Source organism: Bradyrhizobium sp. 170 (assembly GCF_023101085.1).
In the GTDB taxonomy this organism is placed as follows: domain Bacteria; phylum Pseudomonadota; class Alphaproteobacteria; order Rhizobiales; family Xanthobacteraceae; genus Bradyrhizobium.
Window position 1 is genome coordinate 2,528,107 of sequence record NZ_CP064703.1, and the last position, 17,721, is coordinate 2,545,827.

Annotated in this window: 15 protein-coding genes; 9 read left to right on the plus strand and 6 right to left on the minus strand. The window is 64.2% G+C overall.

Annotated elements, in window-relative coordinates; translation table 11 throughout:
* The first annotated feature begins 3 nt into the window (after nucleotides 1–3).
* Nucleotides 4–606, plus strand: a complete 603-nt coding sequence (locus IVB05_RS11800; RefSeq protein ID WP_247784384.1) for a class I SAM-dependent methyltransferase — start codon at nucleotides 4–6, stop codon at nucleotides 604–606.
* Nucleotides 607–835: 229 nt separating this feature from the next.
* On the opposite strand, the gene IVB05_RS11805 is transcribed toward IVB05_RS11800, so the two are convergent.
* Nucleotides 836–1,198, minus strand: coding sequence for a DUF1236 domain-containing protein (locus IVB05_RS11805; RefSeq protein WP_247784386.1), 363 nt, complete (start codon nucleotides 1,196–1,198; stop codon nucleotides 836–838).
* A gap of 232 nt (nucleotides 1,199–1,430) precedes the next feature.
* Between IVB05_RS11805 and IVB05_RS11810 the strand changes: the two genes are divergently transcribed.
* The 8 genes from IVB05_RS11810 to IVB05_RS11845 all read left to right on the plus strand — a co-directional run bounded on the left by IVB05_RS11810 (nucleotide 1,431) and on the right by IVB05_RS11845 (nucleotide 12,130).
* Nucleotides 1,431–1,586 (plus strand): DUF3096 domain-containing protein, encoded by a 156-nt coding sequence (locus tag IVB05_RS11810; protein WP_083519361.1) that lies wholly within the window; start codon nucleotides 1,431–1,433, stop codon nucleotides 1,584–1,586.
* Nucleotides 1,587–1,677: 91 nt separating this feature from the next.
* Nucleotides 1,678–4,548 carry a pyruvate, phosphate dikinase gene (gene ppdK, locus IVB05_RS11815; protein ID WP_247784387.1) on the plus strand — a complete coding sequence of 957 codons (2,871 nt, stop codon included), beginning with the start codon at nucleotides 1,678–1,680 and terminating at the stop codon, nucleotides 4,546–4,548.
* A 512-nt stretch (nucleotides 4,549–5,060) separates the two neighbouring features.
* Nucleotides 5,061–6,512 carry a cell wall hydrolase gene (locus IVB05_RS11820; RefSeq protein ID WP_247784391.1) on the plus strand — a complete coding sequence of 484 codons (1,452 nt, stop codon included), beginning with the start codon at nucleotides 5,061–5,063 and terminating at the stop codon, nucleotides 6,510–6,512.
* A 315-nt stretch (nucleotides 6,513–6,827) separates the two neighbouring features.
* On the plus strand, nucleotides 6,828–8,078 hold the full coding sequence (locus IVB05_RS11825) for an MFS transporter (protein WP_247784392.1): 1,251 nt from the start codon (nucleotides 6,828–6,830) through the stop codon (nucleotides 8,076–8,078).
* 43 nt (nucleotides 8,079–8,121) lie between these two features.
* Complete coding sequence (locus tag IVB05_RS11830) at nucleotides 8,122–9,108, plus strand: MDR family oxidoreductase (RefSeq protein ID WP_247784393.1); 987 nt, start codon at nucleotides 8,122–8,124, stop codon at nucleotides 9,106–9,108.
* A gap of 107 nt (nucleotides 9,109–9,215) precedes the next feature.
* The gene (locus IVB05_RS11835) at nucleotides 9,216–9,848 is read left to right on the plus strand and encodes a hypothetical protein (RefSeq protein WP_247784394.1); all 633 of its coding nucleotides are present in this window, start codon (nucleotides 9,216–9,218) and stop codon (nucleotides 9,846–9,848) included.
* 190 nt (nucleotides 9,849–10,038) lie between these two features.
* Nucleotides 10,039–10,272 carry a hypothetical protein gene (locus IVB05_RS11840; protein ID WP_247784396.1) on the plus strand — a complete coding sequence of 78 codons (234 nt, stop codon included), beginning with the start codon at nucleotides 10,039–10,041 and terminating at the stop codon, nucleotides 10,270–10,272.
* Between the two features lie 169 nt (nucleotides 10,273–10,441).
* Nucleotides 10,442–12,130, plus strand: a complete 1,689-nt coding sequence (locus IVB05_RS11845) for a methyl-accepting chemotaxis protein (protein WP_247784398.1) — start codon at nucleotides 10,442–10,444, stop codon at nucleotides 12,128–12,130.
* Here IVB05_RS11845 and IVB05_RS11850 read toward each other — a convergent pair whose 3' ends face one another.
* The 5 genes from IVB05_RS11850 to IVB05_RS11870 all read right to left on the minus strand — a co-directional run bounded on the left by IVB05_RS11850 (nucleotide 12,131) and on the right by IVB05_RS11870 (nucleotide 17,676).
* Nucleotides 12,131–14,851, minus strand: coding sequence for a DUF2339 domain-containing protein (locus IVB05_RS11850; protein WP_247784406.1), 2,721 nt, complete (start codon nucleotides 14,849–14,851; stop codon nucleotides 12,131–12,133).
* Nucleotides 14,852–14,951: 100 nt separating this feature from the next.
* Nucleotides 14,952–15,458, minus strand: coding sequence for a protein-tyrosine phosphatase family protein (locus IVB05_RS11855; RefSeq protein WP_247786664.1), 507 nt, complete (start codon nucleotides 15,456–15,458; stop codon nucleotides 14,952–14,954).
* Nucleotides 15,459–15,549: 91 nt separating this feature from the next.
* A complete protein-coding gene (locus tag IVB05_RS11860; RefSeq protein ID WP_247784408.1) occupies nucleotides 15,550–16,161 on the minus strand; it encodes an HD family hydrolase in 612 nt (203 codons plus the stop codon).
* Entirely contained in the window at nucleotides 16,158–16,784 is a 627-nt protein-coding gene (locus IVB05_RS11865) for a DNA-3-methyladenine glycosylase I (RefSeq protein WP_247784410.1), read from the minus strand. Before IVB05_RS11865 ends, IVB05_RS11860 begins: the two co-directional genes overlap by 4 nt.
* A gap of 10 nt (nucleotides 16,785–16,794) precedes the next feature.
* Nucleotides 16,795–17,676 (minus strand): folate-binding protein, encoded by an 882-nt coding sequence (locus tag IVB05_RS11870; protein ID WP_247784412.1) that lies wholly within the window; start codon nucleotides 17,674–17,676, stop codon nucleotides 16,795–16,797.
* Nucleotides 17,677–17,721 lie beyond the last annotated feature (45 nt).

Genomic DNA, 17,721 nt, shown 5'->3' on the forward strand with positions numbered 1-17,721 from the left:
ATCATGGATCGTCAGACGCTCGCCGCTTACGAACTGGATGCGGCGGCGTTCGCGAAGGACTGGCACGATCAGCCGTCCCCCGTCGACCTGCAGGAAGTCGTCGAGCGGTTTTTCGTGCGCGGCGGCAATTCGGCCGATATCGGTTGCGGCTGCGGCCGCGAGGTCGCTTGGCTCCACGCGAACGGTTTTTCGGCCGTGGGCTTCGATCCTTCCGAAGGCCTGCTCAACGAGGCGCGCCGGCGATATCCCTCGTTCAAGTTCGCGCAGGCCGAATTGCCCGATCTGCGCGGCGTCGGGACGTTCGATAACGTGCTGTGCGAAACCGTGATCATGCATCTCGACCGCAAGCAGATTGCGGCAGCGGTTCGCCGTCTGCTCGATATCGTCAAGCCCAGCGGCATTCTCTATCTGAGCTGGCGCGTCACCGAGGGCGCCGATCAACGCGACGCGCAGGGGCGGCTCTACGTAGCCTTCGACGCCGCCCTGGTGCTTGCGGAACTGAAGGCGACGACGGTGTTGCTCGATGAAGAGGCGGTCAGCGCCTCATCGGGCAAGAAGATTCACCGGCTCGTGGTGAAGAAGCCGGGATTAGAGATCAGGGAATAAATTGTAGGGTGGGCAAAGCGAAGCGTGCCCACCTTCCAACTACGTCCACGCATGAAGATGGTGGGCACGGCGCAAGTGCGCCTTTGCCCACCCTACGGCACCGCGTTCGCGATAAGCATCACACAAAGAAAACCCCGCCCGGAGGGGACGCCGGGCGGGGCTTCGTGTCCGGTCGTGTCTCGCGCACATCCGCTTGCGCGGCGCCCGGACCAATCGTTCAGGCTTGAGGTCAATCGACCACCTGAACGATGCGACGCGAACGCGGTTCGACCAATATCGTCTGGCCGTTCACCACGGTGTAGCGATAGGGCGTCATGCCGAACGATTGCGGCACGTCGTAGTAGGTGACGCCGGCTTCCGGCAGCACCCCGCCGACGATCACCCGCTCGGGAATCGTGTAGTTCGGCACGCGTTCACGCACGATGTATTCGCGGAAGGCCGGCCGCTGATCGGCCGCGATGCCTTCGTGTTCACCGATGACGACCGTGCTGCCGCCGGCGGTGCCGGTGGTGATCGTGGTCTGCGCCTGTGCCGCGATCGGGGCCGCCATCGCGCCGGCGATCGCCGCAATGGCAAATAGTCTGTTCCGCATGGTCAACTCCTTTGCGAGAAGAGCGCCGGCTTTCCCCAGCGCATACGATGCGGGCCAATTCATCCCGTACGGCATTGTTCCGGCAAAAAAGCGGCCTCATACGCGGCATTTCTGGGGAATTGTTGCGGAGGCTGGAACCCATTGAAGTGGTGGGCGTCTTGCTATTCCGAAACCGCGCCAGCGGCTAAGTTGCCACCCTCGATTCGATCCCCCTCATCAGCCGGAGATTTCAATGACCATCACCGCTGCGCACGTTCCCGCGATCGTCGCTCTTCTCGCGGGGATTTTTATCCTGATCATGCCGCGGCTGCTCAACTACATCGTCGCCATATACCTGATCTTCGTAGGCCTGGTCGGTCTCGGCGTGCTCAAGATGTTTCGGTTCTAGCCCGGGAAAGCAGGGTTTCGCGGCTTGCGCGGAACCCCTCAAAATGTTGTAAGGCGCGCAATCTTCTCATCTTTTCGGATAGTTGGAATCCATGGCCAAAGCCGTCGCGAAGTCCAAGAAGGCTGCAGTGAAATCTGTAGCGAAATCAAAGCCATCGGCCCGGCCCAAGGCCGCCGCCGCGGCCCCTTCCGCCCGCAAGGCGCTGAAGGGCCCGGCCAAGCCGGTCGCCAAGACCGCGGCCAAGAAGGCTGCGGTTCGCAAGCCGGCCGCCGAGGCGGTAAAATCCGGCAAGTGGGTCTATACCTTCGGGGACGGCAAGGCGGAGGGCAAAGCGGGCCTGCGCGACCTCCTGGGCGGCAAGGGCGCCAACCTGGCCGAAATGGCCAATCTCGGCCTGCCGGTGCCTCCGGGCTTCACCATCCCGACTTCGGTCTGCACCTATTTCTATGCCCACGACAAATCCTATCCCGCCGCACTGAAGGCGCAGGTCGAGAAGGCGCTCGATCATGTCGGCAAGCTGACCGGCAAGGCGTTCGGCGATTCGAAGAATCCGCTTCTGGTGTCGGTCCGCTCCGGCGGCCGCGCCTCGATGCCGGGCATGATGGACACCGTGCTCAATCTCGGCCTCAACGACAAGACGGTCGAAGCGCTCGCCGAGCTCTCCGGCGATCGCCGCTTCGCCTATGACAGCTATCGCCGCTTCATCACGATGTATTCGGACGTGGTGCTCGGCTTCGAGCATCATCACTTCGAGGACATCCTCGACACCTTCAAGGACGGCCAGGGCTATACGCTCGACACCGATCTCTCCGGCGACGACTGGGTCGAACTGGTCGGCAAGTACAAGGAAGCCGTGGCGCGCGAGACCGGCAAGGATTTTCCGCAGGATCCGCACCAGCAATTGTGGGGCGCGATCGGCGCGGTGTTCTCATCCTGGATGAATGCGCGTGCGGTGACCTACCGCCGCCTGCACGACATCCCGGAATCCTGGGGCACCGCCGTCAACGTGCAGGCCATGGTGTTCGGCAACATGGGCGAGACGTCCGCGACCGGTGTTGCGTTCACGCGCAATCCCTCCACCGGCGAGAGCAAGCTCTACGGCGAATTCCTGATCAACGCACAGGGTGAGGACGTGGTGGCGGGCATTCGCACGCCGCAGGACATCACCGAGGAAGCGCGCCAGGAATCCGGTTCCGACAAGCCGTCGATGGAAAGCGCGATGCCGGAGGCGTTCAAGGAACTGACGCGGTTCTACACGCTGCTCGAAAAGCACTACCGCGACATGCAGGACATGGAGTTCACGGTCGAGCAGGGCAAGTTGTGGATGCTGCAGACCCGCGGCGGCAAGCGCACGGCGAAAGCCGCGCTGCGGATCGCGGTCGAACTCGCCAATGAAGGCCTGATCTCGAAAAAGGATGCGGTGATGCGGATCGATCCGGCTTCGCTGGATCAATTGCTGCATCCGACCATCGATCCCTCCGCCAAGCGCGACGTGATCGCGACCGGCCTGCCGGCCTCGCCGGGCGCCGCATCGGGCGAGATCGTGTTCTCGTCCGACGAAGCCGCCAAGCTGCAGGCCGACGGTCGCAACGTCATTCTGGTGCGGGTCGAGACCAGCCCGGAAGACATTCACGGCATGCACGCGGCTGAAGGCATCCTGACCACCCGCGGCGGCATGACCTCGCACGCTGCCGTGGTCGCGCGCGGCATGGGCAAGCCCTGCGTCTCCGGCTGCGGCGCCATTCGCGTCGACTACGGCCGCGGCACCATGAGCATCGGCTCGCGCACCTTCAAGACCGGCGACGTCATCACCATCGACGGTTCGCTGGGCCAGGTGCTGGCCGGCCGGATGCCGATGATCGAGCCGAAACTGTCGGGCGAATTCGGCACGCTGATGGGCTGGGCCGATCAGGTTCGCAAGCTCGGCGTTCGCGTCAACGCCGACACGCCGGAAGATGCGCGCACCGCCATCAAGTTTGGCGGCGAGGGCATCGGGCTGTGCCGCACCGAGCACATGTTCTTCGAGGAAACCCGCATCCGCACCGTGCGCGAGATGATCCTTTCCGAGGACGAGCAGTCGCGCCGTGCCGCGCTGTCGAAGCTGTTGCCGATGCAGCGCGCGGACTTCGTCGAGCTGTTCGAGATCATGAAGGGACTGCCGGTCACGATCCGCCTGCTCGATCCGCCGCTGCACGAGTTCCTGCCGCACACCCAGGCCGAGATCGAGGAAGTCGCGCGCGCGATGAACACCGACCCGCGCCGGCTCGCCGATCGCGCCCGCGATCTTGCCGAGTTCAACCCGATGCTGGGTTTCCGCGGCTGCCGCCTCGCCATTGCCTATCCTGAGATCGCCGAGATGCAGGCGCGCGCGATCTTCGAAGCGGCGGTCGAAGCCGAAAAGCGCACCAGCAAGGCGGTCGGCCTCGAGGTGATGGTGCCGCTGATCGCGACCAAGGCCGAGTTCGATCTGATCAAGGGGCGGATCGATGCCACCGCGCAGTCGGTGATGAAGGAGACCGGCAAGAAGCTGGCCTATCAGGTCGGCACCATGATCGAGTTGCCGCGCGCGTGCCTGATGGCCGGCGACATCGCGCAGACCGCGGAGTTCTTCTCGTTCGGCACCAACGACCTGACCCAGACCACCTACGGCATCAGCCGCGACGATGCCGCGAGCTTCCTCGGCACCTATGTCAGCAAGGGGATTCTGGAAATCGATCCGTTCATCTCGGTCGATCGCGATGGCGTCGGCGAACTGGTGAAGATCGGCGTCACCCGCGGCCGCAAGGTCCGCCCGAATCTGAAGGTCGGCATTTGCGGCGAGCATGGTGGCGACCCCGCATCGGTCGCGTTCTGCCACGAGATCGGGCTCGACTACGTGTCGTGCTCGCCCTATCGCGTGCCGATCGCCCGCCTCGCCGCCGCGCAGGCCGCGCTCGGCAAGACGGTCGCAAGCCAGGCGTAAGCTTTCTTTATACCGACAATCACGAAGGTGACGTCATGCCCGGGCTTGTCCCGGGCATTTGCGTTTTTGCGTACGTGATGCGGATGGTCACGTGATCGAGCACGATGATGTGCTTGCGCCCGCTAAGATGCATAAGGCCGCATTGCGAGCGAAGCGAAGCAATCCATCTATCCGTTATGCTGCGCCATGGATTGCTTCGCTTCGCTCGCAATGACGCGGGGAGTTCGGTGCGCAAGCTCCTAACAACATTCACTCGGCGCAATCACGGGTTCCCGTATTCGCACGACGCATCAATTTCTTCATCATCTTCGTTGACGGGATATTTACCACTTTCATCGCGCGCCTGTTTACCAACACTTCTCATGCGATCCGCGAAATCCCGTGATGTCTTGCGTGTAGCACGCGGGCCACGCCGATTAACTCCCCGGCAACCTAAATTCGATACCAACAAAAAAGGTCGAATTGCACGGATGTACTGACGTTCGATCGTGTAAGCGTTGCGTGAGCGTACAATGTTTGTGTTGCGTAGCCAGCCGAAGGGCGCGCGGTTCGCGTCCTTCGGCCTCGGTCTCTGCGTCTTCGCTTTGATGCCGACCGAGATCGGATATCAGGATATTGCTTCGCTGCTGGCGCGCCAGCCCGGCGTCGCCGAGCGTTGGCAGAAGCGGGTGTTCTCCTCCGCCGGCACCATCCAGGTCGCAACATTCTCTTTCGGCCGTCCGATCGGAACCTCCTCGCCGCAAACCGCGACCTACCGGCTGGCGAGCCTCGACAATCAAGGCATCGACATCACGGGATCCGTGACGCGCAATCCGCTCGTCGCTCCGCCGCCGCGCTATCACGCCGCTGATTTTCCCAAGGTCGATCGCACGCTGAAAGGCGATCGCCTCGTCGTGACGCCGCCGCCCGCGGAAACCGCAAGCCCCGCTGAGCGCGCGCCGGCGGCCGAGGATCCCGCGACCTCGAATACATCGGTCAAGGGCGCCAAGACCGCCGAGACGGCGCCGTCCGTCGAGCGCGCGCCGCTCGATCCGGAGCTGCAGGCCGCACTGAGCGCGCCGCCGCTGGCGCAATACGACATGTCGCTGTCGCTCGAAACCAAACCTCAGGACGAACTCAAGATTATTCCGGAAACGCGCGAGGCCGCGCGCACCCCTTCGCCGCCGCGCGATGGTTTCTCCTTCAAGACCTCGAGCCTGTTTTTTGGTTCGTCGCTCGGATCGCCGGAAAGCATCGAGCGCTGGCGGCCCGGCGAAGAGCCTGTCATCGTGATGCCGGGCGCGATCCCCGATCCCGACATGAAGGTGATGGCCTCGCTGCCGGTCGATGCCGACGGTCCGGTGCGGGCCGGCGAGATGGGCGAGAGCGTTGCGCCAAAGGGCGAGGTCAATTCCGACAACCAGCGCGCCAAGATGCCCGCCGAACGTCTCGGCCTGTTCGACGAAAAGTCGCGCGCCAAGTCGGAGAAATGCCTGGCGGAAGCCGTCTATTTCGAAGCCCGCGGCGAAGCGGTGCGGGGCCAGATCGCGGTGGCGCAGGTGGTGCTGAACCGCGCGTTTTCCGGCAAATATCCGGAAACCGTGTGCGGCGTGGTCTACCAGAACAAGCACCGCCATTTGGCCTGCCAGTTCACCTTCGCCTGCGACAACAACAAGGACGTCATTCGCGAACCCGACATGTGGGAGCGCGCGCAGAAAATCGCAAAAGCGATGCTCGATGGTCAGCTCTGGTTGCCGGAAGTCGACAAGTCGACGCACTACCACGCCTATTGGGTGCGGCCGTCCTGGGTCAATGAAATGAAGAAGATGTACAAGACCGGCGTACACACCTTCTACCGGCCGCGCGCCTGGGGCAACGGCAGCGACGCGCCGAGCTGGGGAAGCCAGGCCGAAACCGCGGCGATCTCCGCCAGGCTCGCCGAAGCCGCACAGAGCTCCGCCGAGCAGACGAGCGCGAAACGATAGCGCTCGACGTCGTCCCTGCGAACGCAGGGACCCATAACCACTGGCGGTGGTTGTCGAAACGAAATCGAACGACGGGCACTTCCTTAAACTGCGCGGCCGCGGCGTATGGATCCCTGCGTTCGCAGGGACGACGTGGGGAGAAATCCCGGGCCAAAATTGTTCTCCCTGACAGTCTCATTGCACTCGCCGATTTTGCAGGGCTGCCCTGCAGTGAGAATTTTTACTGCGGACCCCTTGGGCTTTTCATGCAGATGCATTAACTCATCGTAACATTTCGCCTGGCGGTTCCGGGCGCCGATCGATCAGGGGAAATAAATGGCTGCAACGACCGGCGACCTTCGTCCAACTTCCGGCCTTGGCGCCTGGCGGACGCCGCTCGTCATCATCATCTGCGGCTGCGCGATCGCACTGTTGAGCTTCGGCCCGCGCTCGAGCCTCGGCTTTTTCGTCCAGCCGATGAGCCGGGAATTCACCTGGGGCCGCGATGTCTTCGGCCTCGCGCTGGCGCTGCAGAACCTGTTGTGGGGACTGGGCCAGCCGATCGCGGGCGCCATCGCCGACCGGTTCGGCATCTTGCGCGTGATGATTATAGGCGCGCTGCTCTATGCCGGCGGCCTGCTCTTGATGCGCTATTCCACGACGCCCATGTCGCTCGATCTTGGCGCCGGCGTCCTGATCGGCTTCGGTCTTTCCGGCTGTTCGTTCAATCTCGTGTTGTCGGCGTTCAGCAAGCTCTTGCCGCCCGAGAAGCGCGGCATGGCACTCGGCGCCGGCACCGCGGCCGGCTCGTTCGGACAATTTTTGTTCGCGCCGTTCGGCGTGGCGATGATCGACAATTTCGGCTGGGAGGCGGCGCTGACGGTGTTCGCGTTGCTGATGCTGCTGATCGTCCCGCTGTCGCTCGCGATCGCGACGCCGCCTGCGGCGTCGTCGAACGTCCCTGTCGCCGACCAGCAATCGTTCAAGACCGCGCTGGCGGAGGCGTTCGGCCATCGCTCCTATGTTCTATTGGTGCTCGGCTTCTTCACTTGCGGCTTCCAGCTCGCGTTCATCACCGTGCATCTACCGGCCTATCTCGCCGATCGTGGAGTCTCGGCGCAGACCGGCGGCTGGGTGGTCGCGGCCATCGGTCTCTTCAACATCATCGGCTCGCTCAGCGTCGGCTGGCTGCAGAACAAATATCCCAAGCGTTATATCCTCTCGCTCATCTACTTTGCCCGCGCGCTGTCGATCATGGCGTTCATCTCGTTTCCGATCACCACCTTCTCGGCGATCGTATTCGGCGCCACTACCGGCCTGACCTGGCTCTCGACGGTGCCGCCGACCTCGGCGCTGGTGGCGCTGATGTTCGGCACCCGCTGGTTCGCCACGTTGTATGGATTCGCCTTCGTCAGCCATCAGGTCGGCGGCTTCCTCGGTGTCTGGCTCGGTGGCGTGGTGTTCGAGCAGTTCGGCTCCTACACGGCGATCTGGTGGCTCTCGATCGTGTTCGGCGTGCTGTCGGCGCTGATCAACCTGCCGATCGTCGAACAGCCGGTCGCGCGCCCGGTTGCACAACCCGCCTGATGCGGTAAACACTCCCGACACAGAACAGTCCGGGGAGTTTGCCATGGGAACGTTCAAGGCCATCAGGATCGACAAGGCGGAAAAGGGCACCACCGTCGCGCTGACGCAGTTCGACGAAGCCGAATTGATGGAAGGCGACGTCACGGTCGCCGTCGAATGGTCGACGCTGAACTACAAGGATGGTCTCGCCGTCACCGGCAAGGCCCCTGTGGTGCGGCGTTTCCCGATGATCGCCGGCATCGACTTCGCCGGCACTGTCGAACAATCCTCACATCCAGCGTGGAAGGCCGGCGACAAGGTCGTCTGCAACGGCTGGGGCATGGGCGAGACCCATCTCGGCGCCTATGCCGAAAAGGCCCGCGTCAAGGGTGACTGGCTGGTAAGGCTGCCGGAAAACATCTCGACGCGCGAAGCGATGGCGATCGGGACCGCCGGCTATACCGCGATGCTGTCGGTGCTGGCGCTGGAGAAGCATGGCCTGACGCCTGCGAGCGGCCCTGTCGTGGTGACCGGCGCCGCCGGCGGCGTCGGTTCGGTCGCCACCGCCGTGCTCTCCAGGCTCGGCTACCACGTCATCGCGTCCACCGGGCGGATGTCGGAAGCCGACTATCTCAAGAAGCTCGGCGCCGCCGAGGTGATCGACCGTGCCGAACTCGCAGGGCCCGCCAAGCCGCTGGCGAAGGAGCGCTGGGCTGGCGGCGTCGACAGCGTTGGCTCGACGACGCTCGCCAACCTGCTTTCGATGACGAAATATGGCGGCGCCATCGCCGCTTGCGGGCTTGCCGCCGGCATGGACCTGCCGTCATCGGTCGCGCCTTTCATTTTACGCGGGGTGTGCCTTCTCGGCATCGATTCCGTGATGTGTCCGTTGCCCCAGCGCAGGCTCGCCTGGAACCGTCTTGCCAGCGATTTGGACAAGGGTAAACTGGCTGAAATTACTCAGGAAATCACCCTCGACCAAGTCGTCGGAACCGGCGCGCAAATCCTCGCTGGCCAGGTCCGCGGTCGAATCGTGGTAAAAATTCTCTAACGGCGTTCAGACTTTACCAACCAACCTGCTCCAATGTTGCCACGGTTGGTATGGTAAGCACGGGGTAAAGGCGGGCGCCCGCGCTATTGTTAAGTTGGAGTAGCTGCATGCTTGCGCGTTTGGTTCTGGGGGCCGTCACGGCCAGTGCGATGATTGTTCCTGCGCTGGCCGGGAGCATGAATGCCGACGAGGCGCGCAGGTTTGTGAGCGGCAAGGTTTTCGCCTTTACCTGTTTCGACGGCACCCGCGGCGCCGGCCGCATTCTCGAAGATCTCGGCGCTGCCGGCTCGGTCCAATTCGCGGGCTCGGGCCCGATCCGCCATGTACGCCTGCCCGGCAACACGCTGCAGATTCGCGGCCAGGCTGTCTGCGCTTCGATCAAGGGGCTTCCGTTCGAGCCGTGCTTCAATCTCGACAAGCGCGACGATCGCTCGTTCCGCGGCTCCGTCTCGGGCATGGGCTTCGCCTATTGCGATTTCCGCCATCAGGGCGCCTCGCAGATGCTCATGGCGCGCTCCGTGGCGCGACCGCGTTCGCTGCATCGTCGGGAGGAGCCGTCGCGCGCGGCGGCTGATGCACGTGCCGAGGTAACGGGACGGGTCGAGACGCCGGCGGTCGAGAGCGCCAAGCTCGAGCCGGTGAAATCCGAGCCGAAGGTGGAGCAGGTCAAGTCTGAGCCGGCCAAGGCCGAAGCAGCCAAGGCCGAGGGCGCCTCGGAGCTGCGCCGCTCGACCGACTGATCGCGGAAACACCGCCTGCAGCCGGTCCGAGAGCGGTCGCGCGACGGTGAACATCCGGCATCCAGCCTCATCCGGCGCACGCCAACCCGTAGTCATACGGGCTGGCGGATTCATGTCCTGGTAGCGAATCTCATCCCAACTGGTGACCGGCAGAGAAGGCCGGGAGGCGGCCCAACACATGAGATCAATCATGCCGCTGTATTTTTTCCGGATCAGCCACGGCCGCTACGCGGGCGCATCCGATCAGGGCTCCGAATTCGAAAGCCGCGAGGCGGCCTGGACCGAGATGACGAACGTCTGCGGTAATCTCCTCGGCAGCCTTTCGCGCAGCCTGAAACAGGACGCCGAGTGGCAGATGGAGCTTCTGGACGAAGCCAAGAAGCCCGTGTTCAGGATTCGCCTTGTCGCCGAATCCGTTGGTTAGCGCTCGATCCAGCGTCCATCCCACACCCGGGTAATTTTACGGACCCCCGAATTAACCATCGCTTGCGACCTGATGCGTACGGTTGCCGAATATTCCCGGCGCATCGAAATTTGACGGCAGTTCCTCATAATTCCGCGTCGCCCATCTCCAACGCTTGAGAGAGCCAGCCATGTCCGCACTTTCCATCCGCGCCAAAGTCATCGCCGTGATCGCATTAATGCTGATTGCGATGTCCGGCACGGGCCTCTTGGCAATCCGCAGCATGCAGGTGATCAACGCCCATACGGTGGAAATCGCCTCGAGCTGGCTTCCGAGCGTTCGGGTGCTCGGTGAACTGCGCGCGGATATCAACCTGTTCCGCGTTGCGCTCCGTGCCCATGTCATGGCGGAAACGCTGGAGGCGAAGGCCGCCAACGACAAGCGACTGGCCGGCATCCTCGAAAGGATCGCGAAAGATCGCAAGGCTTACGAGCCGATGATTACCTCTCCCGAAGAGCGCTCGATCTACGAGAACTGGGCGCGCGCCTGGGACAAGTACATCACAGGCGTCCAGGAGGTGATCGACCTGTCGCGCCAGAGCATCGGCCGGATTCCCCATGAGGCGGGCGAAGCCATCTCCAAGAAGGTTGCGGTCATCGCCGCCGAATCCGATGCGTTTCTCGAGAAGGGCATCAATCTCAACAATACGGGTGCGGACACCGCAACCCGGCAGGCCGCCGAAGGTTACAATTTTGCATTCTGGCTCGTGTTGAGCATAGTCGCTGCCGTCGTCATCTGCGGCGTCGGCGTGGGGGTCTATCTGGTCCGCGACCTCTCGCGCGGGATCGCCTCCATCGTGAAGCCGATGCAGGCGCTGGGAAGCGGCGACCTGACCGCCGCAGTGACGCGCCGCGGTGAGAAGACCGAAATCGGCGTCATGGCGGACGCCTTGCAGGTGTTCAAGGATGCGCTGATCGCCAAGAAGGTTGCCGATGAAGCCGCCGCCCGCGATGCTGAAGCCAAGATCGAGCGCGGCCGCCGTGTCGACGGCATCACCCGCAACTTCGAGGCCATGATTGGCGAGATCGTCGAAACCGTGTCGTCGGCCTCCACCGAACTCGAGGCATCCGCAGGCACGCTGAGCTCGACCGCGGAGCGCGCGCAGGAACTCGCCACCACCGTCTCGGCAGCCTCGGAAGAGGCTTCCACCAACGTGCAGTCGGTCGCATCCGCCACCGAGGAAATGGCGTCCTCGGTCAATGAGATCAGCCGGCAGGTGCAGGAATCGGCGCGGATGGCCAGCGAAGCCGTGGATCAGGCCTCAAGGACCAACGATCGGGTCGGCGAATTGTCGAAGGCCGCCGCCCGCATCGGCGACGTGATCGAATTGATCAACAACATCGCGGGCCAGACCAACCTGCTTGCGCTCAACGCCACCATCGAGGCGGCACGCGCCGGTGAAGCCGGCCGTGGCTTCGCGGTCGTTGCGTCCGAAGTGAAGGCGCTGGCCGAACAGACCGCCAAGGCCACCGGCGAGATTGGGCAACAGATCACCGGTATTCAGGCTGCAACCCAGGATTCGGTCGGCGCCATCCAGGAGATCTCGGGCACCATCGGAAAGCTTTCCGAAATTTCCTCCGCGATCGCAGCCGCCGTGGAAGAGCAGGGCGCGGCGACGCAGGAAATCTCCCGCAACGTGCAGCAGGCCGCGCAGGGGACGCAGATGGTCTCCGCCAACATCACCGACGTGCAGCGCGGCGCGACCGAGACGGAGACCGCCTCGTCGCACGTTCTCTCCGCGGCGCAGTCGCTGTCGGGAGACAGCAACCGTCTCAAGCTCGAGGTCGCCAAATTCCTCGATTCGGTGCGCGCTGCCTGATCAACTCCCTGTCGGCGTTGCCGGGGCAACCGGTGCCGCCGCCTGCCTGCGGAACAGGATCCGCTGGTACAGCCAGCCGATCGCCACCAGCACCAGGCCCAGACACATGAAGGACAGCGCGCGATAGACGCCCGTCAGTGTCGACATGTCGATCAGGAAGGCTTTCAGGATCGTCAGCGCGATGACAACCGCTGACGCCAGCCGCGCGCGCTGCGAGTTGACGAGAATACCGATGCCGAGCAGGACGACGCCGAACGCGAGGTAGGCAATCGAGTAGGTGTATTGCTCGGCGCCGGTGGTCGGACCATGCGCTGTGACCGGGCCGTGGTAGATCCGCCGGATCTCAAATGTCACATAGGCGAGTGCGAGAATGAGCGCTCCTGCCGCGATCGTGTTGGCGTAGCCGGTCGGGCGTCTGCCCGCCACGGCATAGGACAACAGCAGCGCGAGCACCGCAGGCAGGGCGTAGCCGAGCAGCAAAAGGTTGATCACGATGCCGCCGACATCGATCGACCAGAGAATCGGGTTCTCCAGCAACATCAGCCCGAACAGCGCGGCAAGGCCGGCAAACGCAGTGAGCAGGATAGCACCGGCATTGTGAATGACGCTGCCGGTACGGATGCGGAGGCGTTCCAGCCCGATCGCCATTGCGAGCGCAACGCAGACCTGCAGCGCGACCTCGGTGAGTCCGGCGCTCTGGCGATAGACGTCGCCATTGTTGACGGCATGGCGGATTTCCATGAATGCCAGCAGCACCGTGAACAGGATCGCCGCCGCCTCTACCGTCCGCAACGGCGCGTCATCGCCGCCGCGGCGCAGCAAGATGCTGCCGGCCCAGAATGATGCGGCGGGAATGCCATAGCCCCACAACAGCCAGTTGAAAATCGGCGTGGTGCCGACGGCCTCACCTACGATGCGCGGCTCGTAACCGATCCGCAGCACCACGATGCCGGCGAGGATGGCCGCAAGCGTGCGCAGGAACGCGATCGGCCGTTGCGTCGAAATCCAGGCGGTGCCTGCCGACATCAGCGCCAGCGCGATCGTCAGCCAGCCTTTTTCCAGCGCAAAGGTCAGCGCGAGCGCCAGCGCTGCAAGCGTGCCGGTCGCAAACAGCGCGATCGAAGCCTGCAGTCCCGGACGGTCATCGCGCTTGCTGAGGATCTCGGTCGCGGCGGCATTGGCCACAGCCAGCAGCACCGCGAGTATGGCAAACGGGATCGAGCGGTCGAGATGCGCGATGCGGGCGTAGAGCGCGACCAGCAGCGCCAGCGGCGTGAAGACCGCCGCCGCCGACCAGATCACCGGTATGATCGGTCCTGTTGAACGCCCCTGCGCGAGGAATCCCGCCACGCCAAAACCTGCCGCGAAGATCGCGGCCGAGATCAGGTGCAGCGACACCGATCCGTCCGTGGCGTTCGGCCCGATGCCCGACAACGGGCCGCCGGGCAGCACCAGCATGTCGGGATTGGCGCGAACGGCCCACTCGGCGAATACGACAAAGACCAACGCGGCCGCGGCCCCGACGGCGCCGGCGGCGGCGTCGCTGCGCCAGGCGACCAGGAGACTGCCGGCCACCAGCAGGCCGAACACGATCATCGCAGCGTCAGCATGGAAGCCGTTCAGCACGATCAAGGTTGCGCCCAGCAAATAGGCCGCGAGCGAGCCGGATGAGATCGGCTCGACCTGGCCCTCGTCGGCGGGCGGACCGAACATGAAACCGCACACCACGAGCAATGCGGCGAGAATGAAACCGGCGAGCACGTGGAACGCATGCGGGCCGACCATCGACGGACCGCATTGCAGGCAGGGGAACGTCCACAACAGCGCGAACGCGATCGTGGTGACCGCGAGCCAGCGCCACAACCTCACGCGTGCAAGGCCGAAAGCGGCTGCGGTGACGATCGCGAGATAGATGTAGAGCGCCCAGAAGTCCGGCTTGCCGGACGAGACCAGGACCGGCGTCACGAAAGCGCCGACGACGCCGAGACCGGCAAGCGCCGGCCCATGCAGCAGCGCCGCGGCCAGCGTGCCCATCGCGACCAGCCCGAGCAGGATGAAGGCGGTGGCCGGCACCAGGAAGCCGTAAAGCGCATAGGCCGCATACACCGTGGCGAACGCGACCGCCGTTCCGGCGGCCGTCAGGATGGCCGGGATATTGGCGATCGGCAGTGCTACTATCGAAGACACGCTCTCCTTGCGGCGCGTCCATTCGCCGGCCAGCAGCAGGGCCAGCGCAAACAGGCCGCCCAGCATCGTGCGGACGCCCGGGCCGAGCAGGCCGGCCTCGATCGAATAGCGGACCATGAAGAACCCGCCGAGCGCCAGCGTCAGCCCGCCGATCCACACGACCCAGCGAGTGCCGACGGTTTCCTCGAAGCCACGATCGGATTGCGGCAGCGGGGGTGGCGGTGGCGCCGCGCCGCCTGCGGCCTGCTCTGATGTCTCGGAAGGCGCAACGGGAGCGACGGATTCTGTGTCGGGAACGATGGGCGGTGGTGTCGGCGTAGCGCCGGCTGAAGCCGACGGCAGGCTCTGCTCGAACGCTTCCCATGGCGTGAGCGGCGGAGGCACGGGCGCAGCGGCGGCCGCCGGCGTCGCCTGGATTGCATCCAGGCGCTGGCGCAACTCCGCCACCTGGTTCATGGCCTTCCGCGCGAAAATCAAAGCGACGATCGCGATTACGAGCGGCGCGAAGAAGAAAACGAAGGGTTCGTCGAACATCGGGCCTCCAGGCGGGCGCGTGAGAGCGTTAACCGGCCACGTCCGCAGCCTGGTTGCAATCCTGTGTGTGCCGTTGTCCGTTAAAAGTTCAAATCGGCCGCTAATCCAGATCGAGGCGGAACGGCCGGCCTTCGACCGTCATGCTGCCGGGGCCCATTTCATCGAGGGCGCGCAGCATCCGGCCCTCTCGCCCGAGCGCTCTGTCGGCGAGGCTGACGATCAGCCGGTTCGGGGAAGCGATCGGAGAGCGAGCGCGAATTTGCCGGGCAATCTCGATCTCGTTGCGGTGCGGATTGAGCGCGCAGGCGGCGGCAAAGGCGCTCGCGGTCGAGCGGCTGATGCCGGCATAGCAATGCACCACCATCGGCGCGCTGCGGTCCCAATTGCGGACGAAGTTCAGCACCCTCTCGATATGCTGGTCCGATGGCGCGACAAAACCGTCCATCTGCTCGGTGATGTCGTCCATCGACACTTTCAGATGATTGGCCTCGAGCACTGAAGCCGGCCGCAGCACCTGATCGACATTGGCCATCACGGTGAGGATGTGGCTGGCGCCGGTGGCTCTGACGGTCTCGGGAAGGGCGGCAAGCGAACAGATGTGAAGCATGGCGATCCTGCGAAGCATTCCCTGGAAGGTCCTGTTTTGTCGCAATTATAGGCCCGCAGGCTGGGCGGTGAAAGCAGGATTGGCGGGGCGATCAACCAAGCAGCAGCTTGAATCGAGCCAAAAACTGCTTCTCGGCCCGGGCTGCGGTCCACGGCGTCAGATAATCGCGCACCGTGGTCTCGGGCAGGCCGGGATCCCTGCCGAACAGGCGCTTGGCCTCTCCTTCCGAAAATCCGGCCAGATGGGTGGCTTCGAGATAGGCCGCACCGCGATCGGCCGCCTTGATGGCCTTGGTGATTTCGTCCGCGAGAACCGGCGGCAGGCCGAAGCGGATATGGATCGCCGCGAGCAGGCGCTTCTCCACCACCTTGTAGTCGCCGCCCAGCACTGCCTTGAACGGCGAGATCATGTCGCCGATGACATATTCCGGCGCGTCGTGCAGCAGCGCTGCAATCCGGAAGCGGACGTCGACGCGCGGCATCTGCTCGCGCATCACGGTTTCGACCAACAGGGTGTGCTGCGCCACCGAGAAAATATGCGCGCCGCTGGTCTGCCCGTTCCAGCGCGCGACGCGCGCCAGGCCATGAGCAATGTCGGCGATCTCGATATCGAGCGGGGAGGGGTCGAGCAGGTCGAGCCGACGCCCCGACAGCATCCGCTGCCAGGCGCGGTTGGCGACATGGTACGATTTGCGCGTCGTCATTTGGCCTTGAGGCGGGGCTTGCGAAGTTTACCGCTGCAGTTCTCGTGGCAGAAGCAGGTGACCAGATGGTCGTTGACCATGCCGGTGGCCTGCATGAAGGCGTAGACGATGGTCGGGCCGACGAATTTGAAGCCGCGTGCGCCGAGCTCCTTTGAAACCTTGACCGAGACCGGCGTCGAGGCCGGCACGCTGGCGGTGGTCTTGAACTGGTTGACGACGGGCTTACCGTCGACGAAGTCCCACAGAAACTTGGAGAAGCCCGCGCCTTCCTCCATGATTTTCAGATAGGCTTTGGCGCTGTTGACGGCGCCTTCGATCTTGGCGCGGTTGCGCACGATGCCGGCATCGTTCATCAGCGCGTGGATCTTCTTGTCGCTGTAGCGCGCGATCTTTTCTGGCTGGAAATCGTCGAACGCTTTGCGGAAGTTTTCGCGCTTGCGCAAAATCGTGATCCACGACAGTCCGGCCTGGAAGCCGTCGAGGATCAGCTTTTCATAGAGCGCCCGGTCGTCATACTCAGGCACGCCCCATTCGGTGTCGTGATAGGCCATGTAGAACGGGTCTTCGCCGGGCCACGGGCACCGTGTTTTGCCGTCGGCGTGCAGGCGTGCGGACCGGCTCATGGGAATTTGCTCATGCGACGGTCTGCTTCGGCGGGGTGCGGACGTCGTTCGGGTCGGTCAGCCGGATCGCAAGGCCGCCGGCCGTCAACGTCAGTCCCGCATCGAGCGCGTCCGCAACGCGGTCGATCCGGACCAGCGCGAGGCCGTGGCCGCCGGCGGTCGATCCCATGGTGCCGACCTGCTTGTCGCCGCCGAGAACGGCGACGCCGGTCTCCGGCGAAAAGTCTTCGAGCGTGACCCGCACGATCCGCGTGCGCGCGGTGCCGCGATGCTGCATCCGCGACACCACTTCCTGGCCGACATAGCAGCCCTTGTCGAAGTCGACGCCGTGCAGGCGATCCATGTTGGTCTCGTGCGGAAACGCGTCGCTGTACATGAAATCGAGCCCGCCGCGCGGCACGCCCGAAGCGATGCGATGGGCCTCATAGGCGTCGCTGTCGACGAGATCGGCGCCGATCAGATCGGCCACCTTCTGCTTGAGATCTTGGGGCACGAGAACGCGCCAGCCCAGCGCTTCATGCCGCGGATCGGCGAAAGCCAGATCGGGCTTCACGGCCGGCTCGCCGTCCCACACCGCCAGCACGCCCAGGCTGTCGGAGATGTTCTCGACCGCGACCTTGGCGCGCAGCTTGTAGAAGCCGAGCTTGTCGGCGAGGTTCTGCGCCAGCGCGCGGGGTGCATCGATCAGGAAGCCGCCGCCATGGCCGGCCGGGGCTTCGGTGATCAGGAAATCGGCCGTGATCTTGCCCTGCGGCGTCAGCAGCGCGCCGAACCGGCCAAGGCCGGGCTGCAGCAGCGTGACGTCTGTGGTGACGAGGCCGTTGAGGAAGTTGCGGGCATCCTCGCCGCTGACCTTGACCACGCCCCGGTCCGGAAGAAACGCTGCTTTCATAAGCTAAATCAGCCTCTTTTGACGTGCTTTTTGAAGTTCCTGGGG

What these genes read in the sequence shown, in the direction of transcription:
- IVB05_RS11800 (WP_247784384.1), top strand. Translation starts at nt 4, where the DNA reads ATGGATCGTCAGACGCTCGCCGCTTACGAACTGGATGCGGCGGCGTTC.
- IVB05_RS11805 (WP_247784386.1), bottom strand. Translation starts at nt 1,198, where the DNA reads ATGCGGAACAGACTATTTGCCATTGCGGCGATCGCCGGCGCGATGGCG.
- IVB05_RS11810 (WP_083519361.1), top strand. Translation starts at nt 1,431, where the DNA reads ATGACCATCACCGCTGCGCACGTTCCCGCGATCGTCGCTCTTCTCGCG.
- ppdK (WP_247784387.1), top strand. Translation starts at nt 1,678, where the DNA reads ATGGCCAAAGCCGTCGCGAAGTCCAAGAAGGCTGCAGTGAAATCTGTA.
- IVB05_RS11820 (WP_247784391.1), top strand. Translation starts at nt 5,061, where the DNA reads ATGTTTGTGTTGCGTAGCCAGCCGAAGGGCGCGCGGTTCGCGTCCTTC.
- IVB05_RS11825 (WP_247784392.1), top strand. Translation starts at nt 6,828, where the DNA reads ATGGCTGCAACGACCGGCGACCTTCGTCCAACTTCCGGCCTTGGCGCC.
- IVB05_RS11830 (WP_247784393.1), top strand. Translation starts at nt 8,122, where the DNA reads ATGGGAACGTTCAAGGCCATCAGGATCGACAAGGCGGAAAAGGGCACC.
- IVB05_RS11835 (WP_247784394.1), top strand. Translation starts at nt 9,216, where the DNA reads ATGCTTGCGCGTTTGGTTCTGGGGGCCGTCACGGCCAGTGCGATGATT.
- IVB05_RS11840 (WP_247784396.1), top strand. Translation starts at nt 10,039, where the DNA reads ATGCCGCTGTATTTTTTCCGGATCAGCCACGGCCGCTACGCGGGCGCA.
- IVB05_RS11845 (WP_247784398.1), top strand. Translation starts at nt 10,442, where the DNA reads ATGTCCGCACTTTCCATCCGCGCCAAAGTCATCGCCGTGATCGCATTA.
- IVB05_RS11850 (WP_247784406.1), bottom strand. Translation starts at nt 14,851, where the DNA reads ATGTTCGACGAACCCTTCGTTTTCTTCTTCGCGCCGCTCGTAATCGCG.
- IVB05_RS11855 (WP_247786664.1), bottom strand. Translation starts at nt 15,458, where the DNA reads ATGCTTCACATCTGTTCGCTTGCCGCCCTTCCCGAGACCGTCAGAGCC.
- IVB05_RS11860 (WP_247784408.1), bottom strand. Translation starts at nt 16,161, where the DNA reads ATGACGACGCGCAAATCGTACCATGTCGCCAACCGCGCCTGGCAGCGG.
- IVB05_RS11865 (WP_247784410.1), bottom strand. Translation starts at nt 16,784, where the DNA reads ATGAGCCGGTCCGCACGCCTGCACGCCGACGGCAAAACACGGTGCCCG.
- IVB05_RS11870 (WP_247784412.1), bottom strand. Translation starts at nt 17,676, where the DNA reads ATGAAAGCAGCGTTTCTTCCGGACCGGGGCGTGGTCAAGGTCAGCGGC.